Genomic DNA, 14,912 nt, shown 5'->3' with positions numbered 1-14,912 from the left:
TATCCCCTTATATCAATTTTCTGATTATTTTGCCCTTAATTATAATCATTTGTATGAGTATAAGCAATAGTAATTAACGCTTAATTATTGCTTGATATTCTTGTATAATGGTTTCAAGTTGGCTTTTTAAAGAAAAATGTTCGGAAAGATAGCTTTTTTCACGGATTGCCATTTCACATAATTCACTTTTTGGCATTGCCACTGCTTGCCTCAAAACAGCTGTTATCGAATCAAGATCACCAACTTGAGCAACAAAACCACTATCTTGATCTGGTATCATCATTTTAATATCACCAACTGCTGTTGACATTAATGGCAGTAAGTTATCACTAGCTTCTAATAAAACTAAGGGGAAACTTTCTGAATAAGAAGTTAGCACTGCCAAATCCATTCGCCGATATAAATTAGTTAGCTGCTTTTGTGTCATAAATCCTTGAAAAGTTACCTGTGGACCTAATTCCAACTTCTGTGTCAATTCTTTTAAATGAGCTAATTGGGAACCGTCACCTGCAAGATAAAGATGTACATTAGCATTATCTAATTTTTTCAACGCTTGCAGCAATAACTTTTGCCCTTTAACTTTTTCTGCTCGCGCAACATTGACAATATTAAAATTCGGATGTTGATACTTAGCCGGAATTTGACTATCTTGATGAAAAGAGAGGCCATTATAAATTACATGCACGCTATTGCAATTAACTCGCGCTTTTTTAATTAATAAATCCGCAAAAGTTTTCGTCACTGCAAACACACAATCAGCACGCCGAATAGCATATAAGTTAGCATTGGTAAACAACTTACCGCTTAATCCCCGACCAGAAAAATCTAAATAGGGATCAGAATGAACCGTCACACACCACTTAGCATCAAACTTGTGCCTAACTAAAGCTACAAATAAGTTAGCTCGTGCGCCGTGTGTATGTACAATATCATAATTACCAGCATTAATAAACGAAGCCAGTTGTCTTAAACCACCTAGATCATAACGGCTATTAAATCCCAAAACATCAACTTGTAATCCAGCCAAGCGAGCAGCTTGCGCTACTGGTCCTTCCGCTAGACACAGTAAGCTAAAATTTTCGCCTGTTTTTTTAGCTTCTTTCAATAAATTAACAATATGTGTCAAGCCCCCGCCTGCTTCTAAACCAGCGTTGACATGCAAAACCTTCATCGTTACTTCTTTTCCTTTTTAGCTTCTCGAACATTAACAACAAACTTAGGCAAGACTAACATTCGCTTCCAGCGAGTTGGATTCGTAATTAACCGATAAAACCATTCTAGATGTGCATTTTGCCAAAAAAGTGGTGCTCGTTTGACAGCACCTGCAAAAACATCAAAACTACCACCAACTCCCATCATTAACGCTGGGAGTAAATTCTTTCGCAATAAAGCTAGCAGCTGTTCCTGTTTAGGTGAGCCTAACGCCGCAAAAACTAAATCTGGTTCGGTTCGTTCAATTTGATAAGCTACAATTTCCAAATCTTCGTTAAAATAGCCATCTTTTGCACCAACTAATTGAATACCAGAATATTCACGCGCAACTTTTTCTTGAACAGCATGAATTACCTGAGGCTTAGCACCAATTAAGTAAACCCGCAAATTGCGCTCACTGGCAACCCTCATTAGCCACGTAAACAAATCATACCCGGTTACCCGTTCCTGCAAAGGCGTACCCAGCATTTGTGCTGCCTTCACAATTCCAATCCCATCAGGCGTAATATAATCTGCATCATAATTCAAAATTTTCATGAATTCTGGATTTTCATTAGCAGCCATTACAATTTCAGGATTAGCAGTAACAGTAAAAGTTGATTGATGCATGTTAATTCGACCAATAAACTCATTTTGAAATTGCTTAAAACTTTTATTGTCAAAATCGACGCCCAAAATATTTATCTTACTCAATTGACAACCCTCCTTGAGCATTTCTTAATCTTATTTTAGCAAATAATTACAACTTGCGGGTTATGTTTTAACCTTTATACTATAAATAGAAGATTGGCACAAATTCATGATAGGAGTGGTCAACAAATGAAAAAAGTAATTACCTACGGTACATTTGACCTATTGCATTATGGTCACGTTCGTTTACTTAAACGCGCTAAAGAATTAGGCGACTACTTAATCGTCGGCTTATCAACCGATGAGTTTAACGAATTACAAAAGCATAAGGAATCATATAATAATTACGCTGAACGTAAATATATTTTAGAAGCCATTCGCTATGTCGACGAAGTTATTCCCGAACAAGATTGGGACCAAAAAATTAATGATGTTCAAAAATATCACATTGATACCTTCGTAATGGGTAACGATTGGCAAGGTAAATTTGACTTTTTAAAACAATACTGCAATGTGATTTACTTACCACGGACTCCCGGCATTTCGACTAGCAAAATCAAAAAGGATCTAAAATAAAAAAACTCTGAACTAGCAACTTAAGATCACCCTCTCATTTTTGAGATTCTGATTAATGAAGTTTAGTTCAGGGTTTTTATTTGGAAAAAGTAAATTCAAAACGATCAGCAACATAGTTTGCTCGTGTATATTCAAACGGATCACCAGTTGATAGTTCTGTCACCTGTAATCGCGTAATCAAGGCCTCACCTTTTTTAGCATCTAATAAACGCGCCGCATTTTCATTCGCCACTGCTGCAGAAATATGTTCCGTCACACGACCAATCTGATAACCGTTCTTTTCTAGAGTTTGGTAAAGATGGGCAGAAATATCAGCTTTAGACATTTTTTTAATCAGCTTATAAGGAATTGTCACGACTTCATAGCAAATTGGAACTTCATCAGCGTAGCGGATACGCTCCATCCGCAAAACTTGTTCCTGGTCAACTAACTTAAGACGTTCTTTTTCAGATAAAGATGGCTTACCAATATTAAAGGAAATCAGCTTACTTGATGGTGTCTGACCATTGGCATGGGTAATCTCAGTAAACGACATAATCCCTGACATCTTTTCCTGAACTTTTTGGTTAGCAACATAAGTACCACTGCCAACACGCCGCTCCAAAATTCCTTCATCCTCAAGCGTCTTAATTGCTTGGCGCAAGGTCATGCGTGAAACACCAAACTTCATTGCTAATTGTCTCTCAGCTGGAATTCTACTGCCAACATGATAAACATGATTCTCAATATCTCGCTTAATTTGATTATGAATTTTGATATACATTGGCTCTTCCATCAGTGCACCTCCAAATGTATTTCTTATTATAATCTAAATTGGTCTATTGTACATAAGCAAACGTAAATTAATTTTTAGCACCTATTTTTTCTTAGCGGTCCACTTTATTCCCAGAATATTAATATTTGCTTCAGGACTACATTCAACAGTAATTGGTTCTGCAGTAGATGCTACCACACTGACATGTAAACTTGCATTATTCTGCACTGCTAGGTCCGCACCATTAGCATTAAAAACTAAGTCATGTCCTTCTAATTGAGCATGATCACTAATTGCCAAAAAATATTGATATTCCATGCCACCATTAAAAGTTGTCCGGCGTGTTATACAGTGAACCTGATCTTGAAAATCTGCATGGTTCAAAATGACTGAATTGACTAAAGTAATTTGTGCCTCATTGACCGCAATTAACCGATTAAGTTCACTATTTTGTATAATCACATGTGGCTTTTTGTCTAGATAAACGCCACCGACAAATTTACTATCAATAATATTTACCCAAGAATCATCAGTAATATACATGCAGGCATCATCGTCTGACAAAATCTTACTGTTCAACATGTTCAGCCATGTCTGTCCCTGCAATAAAATCGTATCGGCAACCGAATTGTTTAGATCAACTTCGGCATTAGTTTTGACAAAAGTATCAATACTGCCATGAATACGTGAATTATTAATAATTGCTGTCCCGTGACCTTCTAAAGCTAAGACGCCAAATTCTTCGGCAACATTTTCAATCGAAGAATCATTCATTTCTAAGCGAAAATCAGCATCCTTAAACAAGGATACTGAGCCATTTAATACTTTTGTTGAATACAGTTCTAAAGTGATTTTGCCATTAGCTGCAATCGCTGCGGTATCATTGCCAAATCCCTTGATGACACAATTACGTAAACTAAGGTAAGTATTGGCTTCAGCGGGAACAAATAAGCTATTGTTGTCCTTGTTAGTATTGAGGCACAGATTTTCTAAATTAACAAACCGACTGCCAACAGCAATATCAATATGACCCAAAATCGTTGTATCTTCAGGTAAATTACCTGTGCCTTTAATCGTAATATCAGCCAAGGTAATCCCTTGTGGCAACTCATAAAATCCTGGCTCCAGAAATAACACGTCATCAGCACACAAATCTTTTAGAGCTTCATGCCAGCTAATTTCACCGCCACCAGCTCCCACTTTAATTAATCTCGGCATCGCAATCCCTTTCTAAGTGAAAAACAAACTAGCTACTATTGTACTATTTTTCCTGCAGCAATAGTTAAGGTCCGATTTTAAAATAGCTATCGTTCATAAATAAAAGTAACATATTCCCAGATAATAATTAGGTGAGAAATACTTGGTAAATTACTTGATTTTAGCGTAATATTAGTGTATGTAGAATTTTTCACTTAATAAATAACAGAAAGGTTGTTCCTTATATGCAAAAATTTGATAATATAAAATCGCAAGTAGCTAATGACAATTGTTTTAAATTAAATAAAGAAAAAATTGCTGTATATAGCATTAGCGCGCTATTGTTAGGAACCAGCTTAATTAGTCTTAACCAACAGCCTGTAAGTGCTAATACCACAAGTCCTACAGTAACTCAAGCTTCACCAAAATCTTCATCATTTGATCCGACTGCTAAGTTGTTGCATCATAATGCTTATCTTTATGATAAAAATGGTAACCGTGCTAACGATATTACAATTACCGCTGGTTCAACCGTGGAAACATACGGCACTACTAATATTGGCAACCGCAAATTTTATGATCTTGGTAATCAAATTTATTTGGCAGCTGGCAATATTGACGAGCAATCACGTGAGTTAGCACGTAATTCCTACGTTTACAATCAATATGGTCAAAGAGAAGTACCTTTAATTTTAGCTAAAGGACAATATATTACAACTCATGGTGATCCTGTAACTATTCAAGGTACTGAATACTACTTAATTGATGCTGACCACTTAGTTAAGAAAAACAACTTTGTTGCGGTAACTCCAACTCCTAAGCGTCCTGGCTATGTAAATGGCCTTGTTGTCAATGGTCTACTTAAACATAAAGCATATATCTATGATCAAAATGGCAACCGTACTAACAAGCTAATCCTAAAAATTGGCACTAAATGTTACGCAGCTATCAGTGAAATCATCAACGGTCAAAAATATTATGAATTCAATTATGGCCGCAACCGAATTTTAGCTGAGAATATTGATGGTACGAAGAGAAGCTTAAGTAATAATGCTTATCTTTATAACCAGTATGGGCAACGAATTGGTCATAAAGTATTGCCAGCAGGTACAAGTGTCCGCACATATGGTCAACCAGTAACCATTAAAGGACAGAACTACTATACAATTGACAACAATTACTTTGTCAAAGCAGCAAACTTTAATTAATTACCGTTAAAATAATCCAATTTAATTAGTAATTATTAACCCTTATTTACTGCAAATAATTATTTAAATAACATTTTAATAAATAACATTTTTTAGTAACGATAAACTAAGCGCTTTATTAACCACCTGCTTAATTTATCGTTTTTTATTAGCCTTTAAATAACTAAAAGCATCATATACTGCGGTTCAGATATTTGACCTATTAGTAGCATCGCTGTATACCTTGTTATGTAGGGGAAAATATAAATTACATAAAGGTGGTTTTTGTTATGTTAAAGTTAAATATCACTGGTCATAGAATCACAAGTCACCATTCTATTAAGAATAACAGTACGAAGATTATTTCATATAGTTTAACTGTTTCAGTATTAATAAGTTCTTGCTTAGTCTTTGGTAAACAGGTCGTAGCAGCCGAGCAAAATTCTCCCAATTTTTCAATCCAAGAGCAGATTCATAATCCCGTAAATAATGTAACCGTAATTAATAATTTGGAGATTCCTTATGGCGGACTTATTCGCGGCAAAGATAATTCCTGTACATGGATTTTTGATAATCGCTCAGGCACGTTAACAATTGAATCTGGTTTTTTATCAGATACACCACTTAGTGAATTGCTGACAGCAGCTAACTATAAGGGGCTTTCAATTACTCCTCAAGATGTCCATCATATTGTTTTTAAAATTACAACAACAGACAATAAGCAAAACGGTGACATCGTCCTAGCTTCTAATTGTAACCGTAAATTTGCTAACTTGCCAAATTTAATTGATATTGATGGACTCTACAATGTTGACGCTAGCAATGTCGACGACATGAGCAGTATGTTTGCCCAAGACCCGCAACTCACCTACTTGGATTTAAATGCTTGGAACACCAGCAGCCTCACTGACATGAATAGCATGTTCAAACAAGATAACAATCTTACCAATTTAAACTTGAATGACTTAAATACAAGTAGTGTTTTTGATATGAGTCACTTATTTGAAGGCGATACTGCTTTAACCAACCTCAAGCTAGCTGGCTGGAAAACAGGCAACGTTACCGATATGAATAATATGTTTAATGGCATTGCTGTTACTAACCTCAATGATATTAATAACTGGAGCACTTATAATGTGACTGACATGAGCTATCTGTTTAATGATCCTGAATTGAGGCAGCTTAACTTAAGTCGTTGGGATACTGCTAACGTCGTTGATATGACTAACATGTTTGCCAATCTTGGTGCAACTTCTGCTGGCTTTGCCCTTACCTTGGGCAAGCATCACTTAGCTTCTAACGCATTAGCTTCTTTACAAATGAAAGCAATTATTCCCGTTGCCAGTGGAACACCAGCTGCACCAGCAGGTAAGACAATTTCACTTTCTGAACTTAAAAATCGTTATAGTGCCACAGACAATGATTGTCCTACAGAAACTTATGTAAGTCAGCCAATTAAATGGTCGTATAATCCACTTGATTTTGCCAAAAATGATGATGAGAGTCCATTTAATCATTTACCTAATACCTCACCAAGCAAAACACCAACAAACGGTGACTCGACTTCAAGTAATTATCAACCGCCAATCAATAATGGTGCTGCAAGCCCTGACCAAACTCCCGACAAATCATTTAACCCACCACAAGCACCAGGCAGTGATAGTTCAAAAACTACTCAGGTAACGGCTACTCCTCCGGTAAACATACCAGCAACTAATGACCCCAATGCAAAAGCTAAAAAAGTTACCAAAATACCACAAAAGCTTTATTATCCCATCCAACTTTATAATCAAATAGGCGAACCAATTAAGAATTCTATTTTGAAGGCTGGACTAACAATTGAAACTTATGGTACACAGATAATCAATAACCAGAAGTTTTATATACTCGGGCAAAATATTTATGCTAATAGCACAGATATTGATGGTCAAACCAAACGAGTAACTCACAACGCTTATACCTATAACCGCAATGGTAAACGGCTCAAGAATAAGGCAGTGCTTAAGAAAAACCATCATGTTCAAGTTTTTGGCAAAGCAATCACAATTAAAAACAAGCTTTATTTTATTGTTGATACTAATCAATATGTTAAAGCACAAAATTTAGAATAGTAAAGAACATAAGCAGCCGGTGCAAATGAGCCGGCTGTTTTATTATATAAAAAGAAGCAGCTCCAAAATTGGAACTGCTTCTTTCGGGTTGGGTGTTCGTAAAGAACAATTGGGTTAGCTGGATTCGAACCAGCGCATACTAGTACCAAAAACTAGTGCCTTACCGCTTGGCTATAACCCAATGAATGGAGGAGGGTGGATTCGAACCGCCGAACTCAGAGAGAGCGGTTTTACAGACCGCCGCGTTTAGCCACTTCGCTACTCCTCCATAACGCACGTTAACTATATTACCGAAAAACGTGCGTAATTGCAAGTAAAAATTTTAAATTTTATTTCTTATTTTCTTTAACAAATTTCTCGAGCCGTTTCAAACCCTCATTAATTGTTTCCATCGAAACTGCATAAGAAAATCTAATCCAACCCTTGCCGGCTTTAGCAAAACAAGAACCAGCAGTTACGGCTACACGAGCCTTATCAACCAATTCATAGATGAACTTTTCATCATCTTGTTCAAGGCCATCTGGAATCTTAGCAAAAATGTAGAATGCACCATCAGGTTTAACACATTCAAAGCCAATCTTGGTCAAACCATTATATAGCACATCGCGCCGCTTCAAGAATTCTGCCTTCATTGGCTGCGCATCATCCATGCCATTCTTAAAGGCTTCTTCAGCAGCATCCTGCATTGGTGTCGGTTCGGTGGTGTTCACTGCTTGATGGACCTTGGCAATTTGTTCCAAAATATCTTTCGGTGCACAAACAATTCCAATCCGATAACCAGTCATTGCCCAAGACTTGGAGACCCCATTCATCAAGATTACTTGGTCATGCAAGCTCTTTTCCATTGAGGCATGTGGTTGGTCGTAATTTAATTCACTATAAATTTCATCACAAACAACAAAAATTGGCTTATCACGAACAACATCAGCCAAAGCATCGAGCTCTTCTTGGCTGTACATTGCACCAGTCGGGTTGCTCGGATAATTCATAATCAGCATCCGAACTTTATCACCATATTCATCAAGGGCTTTTTGCAACTTGGCTGGCGTTAACTTAAACTCATCAGCAGAAGTATCAATTTCAACGATTTTAACACCTGTACCGATAACCGTCTCATCAGTCATATACAGTGAGAAAACTGGTGTTGGCACAATTATTACATCGCCAGGATTTAAGCAAGCCATCTCCGCATCAAAAATTGACTCTGTTACCCCATTAGTGACTAACACTTCTGTTGCTGGGTCATACTTTTGCCCATACTTTTTAGCTAAAAACTGACTTGCTGCCGTTCTAAGTCCCATTGTACCGTTAGACGGGGCATAGTGAGAATGGTTGTCATCAATCCCCTTTTTAGCAGCTTCTTTAATATGATCCGGTGTGTTAAAGTCAGGTTCACCCAACGTGAACTTCAAAACATTCGGAATCTTGCTAGCATAATCAGAAAACTTCAAAATTGGATTCGAAGGGGCATCAGCTAAGCCTTTTTTCATGTAATTAATTAATTTAACCATATATTTCACCAAACTTTCTTAAATCGTTTGCATAAATTATACAATTAATGTCATCATATTTCTACAAGTTTTTTTTAATTATAAACTAATTTTTTTGCTTAACCCTGCACTTGATCGCGCAACTTAAGCATCATTGGATAATTATTGGTAAAAATCCCCGCAACATAGTGCTTAAAATATTTTTTAGCAGTATCAGGATCATCAACTGTCCAAATACGTTGTGTAATTGCCTCTGGCGATGCAATAAACTTACCTGGATGAATACCAGCAAAATGATTTTCTTTAATTAACTTAGCTGAATTAGCAACGGTCTGATCCGTTAAATAACAATAAATTTGCTTAGGATCAAGCTCCTGACAGTTCTTTAATGTAATGTAATCAAATGATGAATAAATAATCGGATGAACAAACTGATATTTTTTAGCTAGATTTAAAACCGTCCGTTCAATTCCTTCATAATGAATAATTCCTGTCTTGAACTCCAAATTAATCAGGATATCCTGGCCATCAAGTAACGTAAACAATTCCTGTAATTCCGGCACCGGCTCACCATTAGTTAAATGAAGCTGTCTTAATTGTTTTAACGTAAAATCCTTGATATAGCCTGTGCCATCAGTTGTACGATCAACCTTTTCATCGTGCATCACAACTGGAATCCCATCCTTAGTTAAATGCACATCAAATTCAACACCTTCAGCGCCATTTTTAATAGCATGACGAAAGCCTTCAAGCGAATTTTTCGCAAACTTAGCTGGATAGCCGCGATGACCAAAGATAATTGTTTTGTTTTTATTCATAATTTTACTTGTCTAAACCTCTACTAAATATTAATCAAAGTCAAATTACAGTGGATATCTTAACTCTATTAGTAGAATTTTTAAATAGAAACGACAGAATAATTTATTTATTAAACTATATTGCTTAGACCTCTTTTGAATCCCAAGATTGGTTTGAATCTGCTATAATAAAAAAGAGCAGTGGTATTGCCCACACGCTCCTTTTTTGAAATTATTGCTTATGATGACGTCTGATATAATCGACAATCATATCAGCAATAACATTGGCTAGTATTCCTGATACTAAGCCAACTATAAATGTTGACATTGGGGTAAACCTCCAAAGTCCTAAAGTTGGTTACTTTAGGCAGTCATTAAAATGATCCTCTGTTAGCGCAGAGGATTTTTTAATACCGTCACGAAACGTTACTCAATACCGTTTCGGTACCCAGCAAGGTTTTACTAGGCTGTAAACAATTTAACACCCTAAAGGAATGCACCGAATTTTGTACCTACATATTAATTAAATCCGATTATTTCAATCTATTACACAATCAATACTAAAAACTTTGCACCGCACTTTTTTACTAAAAACTGGTTAACTTAAATAAATGGCAAACAAAAAGAAAGCCCGCTATTAAGGCTTTCTTGAGGTATCTAAACTACTAGATTTAAATTACTGAATACATTTATTATAGTATTTTTCGGGTCACTTTTTTACGTTTAGACCAATTTTAGAATATTTTGATTAGCCTACCTTTGCCTAAAATTTTGCACCGATTCTTAAAATTACAGCTAATTTATCTAATTCCTAACAACAAAAAAAGTCTTAACACCAACGCTTGAAGCTAATTGACATTAAGACTAATTACATCTATTGGGTTAGCTGGATTCGAACCAGCGCATACTAGTACCAAAAACTAGTGCCTTACCGCTTGGCTATAACCCAAACATTTGAGCTTTTACTTGTTGCTCAACATTTATAAGTATAGAGAATTGTGCTGCCCAAGTCAAGCAAAAAATTTATTTTCTTATGCTAAGTTCAGTTCATAAGCATACCGGGCACCATCCGAGGTTGGATTCACATGTATTATTCCACAATAATGATATCCGACTTTTTTAATTAAGCCCTGCATCCGCTTATTCAAAGCATGCGTATCAATACGGAAATTATGAAAACCTAAAAATTGACCTCGAGACAATAAATTTGAAATAAAGATTTGCCCTAAATGTTGACCACGATATTTGTCAGAAAATGCAATGCGATGGATGGTCGCATACGGCATCGTTGAATTACGCCAGGCACCATCAATCTGAACATAACTTAATTCAGGCGTTGTTTGCAAAACCGCGACGCCAGCTACTTCTTGACCAACTATTAGCACATAAGCCCGCTTTTGTGCAATATCCGCTTTAAACATTTCCTCATTAGGATGACCATCTTGCCACTGCGGACTACCGTCACTCTTTAATAATTGTTTTGCTTGAGCAATAATTGCCATCATTGCTGGTAAGTCCTTAGCTTCAGCCCAGCGAATATAAATTGCCATTATTTTTTCTCCACCTCTACTATGATTAATAATTTAATTTTAGTATAATGACAGTAAAAATCGCAATAGCTAGGAGGAATTTAAATGGCGATTAAACTAATTGCACTTGACACCGACGGAACATTATTAAATTCAAACGGGCAAATTTTACCTAGTACCAAAGTAGCAGTTACTCAAGCTTTAAAGCAAGGCATTAAGGTCGTGCTCTGTTCTGGTAGACCAATTGCTGGTTTAAAGTCCTATATGGATGAATTGGGAATTACTGGCAAAGAGCAATATGCCGTGACATTAAACGGTGCAATCACGCGCAACGCAGCAGGTAAAATTATTACTAAAGATCTAGTTTCCAACCAACTTTACCGCAAAATGACTGCTTTTGCATTAGCCCATCAATTACCATTTAACATTGTCGACGAAGATTCACATATTATCACAGCCAATCATAATATTGATTACGTTGTTTATTTGCAAGCTTACGAAAACACTGCCCCTTTATATGTGCGTACTCCCGACGACTTACCAAAGAATTTTGGTGTTGCTAAAGGCTGCTTTGTTGGAGCAGCTGACCTACTTGATCAATGGGAACAAGCTATTAATCAGGTTTTCGGTCAAGAATTATACGTCATTCGCTCTGACCCACATTTTATTGAATTACTTAATCCAAAGGTTAACAAGGGTAATGGCCTCAAAGAATTATGTGCTGCACTCAATCTTCAATCAAGTGAAGTCATGGCTATGGGGGATGAGCGTAATGACATTTCTATGTTTGACTTTGCTGGTACTAGTGTCTGTATGGCAAACGGTAGTCAACCTGCCAAGGATAAAGCTGATTATGTTACTGCAACAAATGACCAAGATGGTATTAGCCAAGCCTTTAACAAATTTGTATTTTAATCAATTAAAAAAGTAGTTCACAGTTACGTGGACCACTTTTTAATTGCACAAAATCAAGGCTTAAATCCAAGATTATATTTTTTACTTTTAACAACATAACTAGGAACACTGATAAAGTGGATCGACCAAATATTATCAGTTCGTGACATGCTCAACCCAAAGTAATTATAATCACCATCATGAAGCGTTCCCTGAGTATTAAACAGATCGCCTGCATGGCCCCATTCCTGATAATAATTACGCTCATTGCGCTGACTTTCACCACTACCAACATAACCAAAAATCATCTGCTTAATTCCAAAGTAAATACTTTTCTTTAACTCTGTCATCGATAACGCTGATTCTTGATTATAAAAGCCAGCCATATCTTCAACATAATTATCATCCAGATTCAGGCCATTAGCTTGACAAGCACGGACAATTCCGGGAACATAGTGACCTTCCTTAATTGTTTTGCCATTTTTGGAATATTCAAAAGCAATATCTTGTGCTAATTTTTGCGTTCCTTGACTTGCCTGCCAAGGCTTCAATCCTAAATTGCTTCTAGCTTCATTAATTAAGCGTAAAGAAAAAGCTGTTAGTTCAGCTAATTGCGCTGTCGTAATTGCATCTAAATCAACTTGCAGATGATCATCTGTCTTATTTTCTGCAATCTTATTACGACTAAAATTATTCTGCTTCATCCCCTGCATTGCAGCAGCAACAAAAGCATTACTTGGCTTCCCTTGGTAAGCCTTAAGCAGCTCAGTGCGGGTATAGCCACTTGGCAGCTTGATTTTTGCTTCAACATAAACCGTTCGCTGACTAACATGAACGTCCTTAGCTAAAACCCAATGGGCATTATTACCAATTTTATAAGCAAGCCGTTTTTGTTTGCCAATTTTCTTTTCTACACTGTACGGATAACGTTTTTTGGTTAACGCATAAAAGCGAGAAAGCTTACCAGTTGCATAATAAAGTCGAACCTTCTTCTTAGCTTTAACTTTTACATAGCCTTTAACTGCAGCTGTCACCGGCTGTGGCTGACTTAGCACCCCAGTAATTGATGATGACAATAAAATAGCACTGATTAAAGTAACAGTGAATCTTTTTTTCTTCATTTAACTTCCTCAAGAATATTCTTTGTCAGTATCCCTCTTGTAGCTTTATCTGTCATTTTAAAACTTATTAGTAGTTAATGCCAATTAATTTAATTCTTTTTAACTTCCTAAAAATCAAGTATTTGCCAAATGATTATTTTTCCATTAAAGTTATTTATTGGTGTTTTTTACAACTAACTAGAAAGAACGTGTTAATTTGAAAAAGAAAAATTTTTTAATCGGATTAGGCATTTTATTAATTGCAGCCAACTTACGTTTGCCAATTACAATGATGCCGCCAATTCTACCCTGGCTAGAAGCAAAAATTGGTTTTGCTCCCAGCATGAGCGGTTGGTTAACCACTATTCCATTATTAATGTTTGCTTTATTATCGCCGCTAATTGCTCATTTAGGAATTAAACAAGGCAATGCTGTTGTCCTATTCTTTACGCTATTAATTTTGGTAATTGGCAGCTATCTGCGAGTTGTTCCCAACAGTATCTTCTTATTATTAGGAACGCTTTTAGTCGGAATCGGTATCTCTGGTGGCAATGTTTTACTTCCCGCTGTTATTCAAGAATATTTTCCGACTAAAGCCACTATTTTTACAAGCCTTTATACTTTTACAATGGGTCTAGTGGCCTCTTTAGGTACCGGTTTAGCAGCGCCTTTAGTCAAGCAACTGCACCTTCCAACTACCCTAGCCTTATTCAGCCTTGTTGGCCTAATTGCCTTTATCGTATGGACCATAGTAACTTGCGTTGTGCCTAAACCCAAACATGCAAAACTGACTGCTCAGCGACCAGCTTCCATTAATCACTACAGTTTGACTTGGATTATTACCTTTTTCTTTGGTATCCAATCATTGCTTTACTACTCCATGCTGACTTGGCTACCAACTTTTTGGTCAACAAGTGGCTTCAATGTCACAACTGCCGGACTTTTAGCTACCATCTTCCAATTATGCGGGATGCCGATGTCACTATTAACACCAATTATTGCCCGTAAAAAATCCGGCATGATGTTAGCTTCCGGGATTGTTGGCGGCGGCTTTGCTATTGGTGCAGCCCTATTACTGATCTGCAAAGGGAATTTTATTGCCAACGCGATTTTAGCTTTTATTATGGGCATTGGTGCAGGATCAGCTTTTAGTCTTTGTGTTGTTTTCTTTCAAAAGAAAACAGCTAATTTTAGACAAACGGCTCAACTTTCAGGAACTGCTCAATCATTTGGCTATCTCTTAGCAGCCATTGGGCCGACTTTATCAGGCTATCTTCAAGGATTACTTCATTCTTGGACACCAATTTTTCTTGCTTATACAATTTTAGGCATTCTTTTATTACTAGCTGGTTTTATAATCACGAATAAACAACCACTTAAATAACCACAACCAAAATAAACGCTAGTCTGATTGACTAACGTTTATTTTTTAATT

The 14,912-nt window shown here is 36.5% G+C and carries 13 protein-coding genes and 3 tRNA genes; 5 read left to right on the top strand and 11 right to left on the bottom strand.

Annotated features, from left to right (window positions below; translation table 11 throughout):
- Positions 1-73: 73 nt before the first annotated feature.
- Together OZY43_RS01900 and OZY43_RS01895 are read right to left on the bottom strand one after the other, a co-directional pair.
- Entirely contained in the window at positions 74-1,171 is a 1,098-nt protein-coding gene (locus OZY43_RS01900) for a glycosyltransferase (RefSeq protein WP_277165447.1), read from the bottom strand.
- A gap of 2 nt (positions 1,172-1,173) precedes the next feature.
- Positions 1,174-1,905, bottom strand: a complete 732-nt coding sequence (locus tag OZY43_RS01895) for a WecB/TagA/CpsF family glycosyltransferase (protein ID WP_277165445.1) — start codon at positions 1,903-1,905, stop codon at positions 1,174-1,176.
- Positions 1,906-2,031: 126 nt separating this feature from the next.
- On the opposite strand from OZY43_RS01895, the gene tagD reads away from it, so the two are divergent.
- Positions 2,032-2,418, top strand: coding sequence for a glycerol-3-phosphate cytidylyltransferase (gene tagD, locus OZY43_RS01890; protein ID WP_277165443.1), 387 nt, complete (start codon positions 2,032-2,034; stop codon positions 2,416-2,418).
- Between the two features lie 76 nt (positions 2,419-2,494).
- Here tagD and OZY43_RS01885 read toward each other — a convergent pair whose 3' ends face one another.
- Positions 2,495-3,193 (bottom strand): GntR family transcriptional regulator, encoded by a 699-nt coding sequence (locus OZY43_RS01885; protein WP_277165441.1) that lies wholly within the window; start codon positions 3,191-3,193, stop codon positions 2,495-2,497.
- 81 nt (positions 3,194-3,274) lie between these two features.
- Entirely contained in the window at positions 3,275-4,390 is a 1,116-nt protein-coding gene (locus tag OZY43_RS01880; RefSeq protein WP_277165439.1) for a hypothetical protein, read from the bottom strand.
- Between the two features lie 224 nt (positions 4,391-4,614).
- Here OZY43_RS01880 and OZY43_RS01875 point away from each other — a divergent pair, with 224 nt between their 5' ends.
- Complete coding sequence (locus tag OZY43_RS01875) at positions 4,615-5,577, top strand: SLAP domain-containing protein (protein WP_277165437.1); 963 nt, start codon at positions 4,615-4,617, stop codon at positions 5,575-5,577.
- Between the two features lie 269 nt (positions 5,578-5,846).
- Complete coding sequence (locus OZY43_RS01870) at positions 5,847-7,667, top strand: BspA family leucine-rich repeat surface protein (protein ID WP_277165435.1); 1,821 nt, start codon at positions 5,847-5,849, stop codon at positions 7,665-7,667.
- Positions 7,668-7,776: 109 nt separating this feature from the next.
- Here the strand turns inward: OZY43_RS01870 and OZY43_RS01865 are convergent.
- The 6 genes from OZY43_RS01865 to OZY43_RS01840 form a co-directional block, all read right to left on the bottom strand.
- Positions 7,777-7,848: transfer RNA gene (locus OZY43_RS01865), tRNA-Gln, on the bottom strand.
- Between the two features lie 5 nt (positions 7,849-7,853).
- A tRNA-Tyr gene (locus OZY43_RS01860) sits at positions 7,854-7,935 on the bottom strand.
- Positions 7,936-7,996: 61 nt separating this feature from the next.
- Positions 7,997-9,178 carry an aminotransferase class I/II-fold pyridoxal phosphate-dependent enzyme gene (locus OZY43_RS01855; protein ID WP_277165433.1) on the bottom strand — a complete coding sequence of 394 codons (1,182 nt, stop codon included), beginning with the start codon at positions 9,176-9,178 and terminating at the stop codon, positions 7,997-7,999.
- A gap of 98 nt (positions 9,179-9,276) precedes the next feature.
- Entirely contained in the window at positions 9,277-9,975 is a 699-nt protein-coding gene (locus tag OZY43_RS01850) for a glycerophosphodiester phosphodiesterase family protein (protein ID WP_277165431.1), read from the bottom strand.
- Between the two features lie 856 nt (positions 9,976-10,831).
- A tRNA-Gln gene (locus OZY43_RS01845) sits at positions 10,832-10,903 on the bottom strand.
- 82 nt (positions 10,904-10,985) lie between these two features.
- Positions 10,986-11,504: a GNAT family N-acetyltransferase gene (locus OZY43_RS01840; protein WP_348535301.1), complete on the bottom strand. Its 519-nt coding sequence runs from the start codon at positions 11,502-11,504 to the stop codon at positions 10,986-10,988.
- 84 nt (positions 11,505-11,588) lie between these two features.
- Here OZY43_RS01840 and OZY43_RS01835 point away from each other — a divergent pair, with 84 nt between their 5' ends.
- A complete protein-coding gene (locus tag OZY43_RS01835) occupies positions 11,589-12,398 on the top strand; it encodes a Cof-type HAD-IIB family hydrolase (RefSeq protein ID WP_277165429.1) in 810 nt (269 codons plus the stop codon).
- A 53-nt stretch (positions 12,399-12,451) separates the two neighbouring features.
- On the opposite strand, the gene OZY43_RS01830 is transcribed toward OZY43_RS01835, so the two are convergent.
- Positions 12,452-13,498: an SEC10/PgrA surface exclusion domain-containing protein gene (locus OZY43_RS01830; RefSeq protein ID WP_277165427.1), complete on the bottom strand. Its 1,047-nt coding sequence runs from the start codon at positions 13,496-13,498 to the stop codon at positions 12,452-12,454.
- 196 nt (positions 13,499-13,694) lie between these two features.
- Here OZY43_RS01830 and OZY43_RS01825 point away from each other — a divergent pair, with 196 nt between their 5' ends.
- Complete coding sequence (locus tag OZY43_RS01825; protein ID WP_277165425.1) at positions 13,695-14,861, top strand: MFS transporter; 1,167 nt, start codon at positions 13,695-13,697, stop codon at positions 14,859-14,861.
- The last annotated feature ends 51 nt before the right edge of the window (positions 14,862-14,912 follow it).

The organism is Lactobacillus sp. ESL0785 (genome assembly GCF_029395455.1).
Classification (GTDB): domain Bacteria; phylum Bacillota; class Bacilli; order Lactobacillales; family Lactobacillaceae; genus Lactobacillus.
The sequence above is the reverse complement of the archived record's forward strand: the minus strand, read 5'-3'. Positions and strand labels throughout refer to the sequence as shown.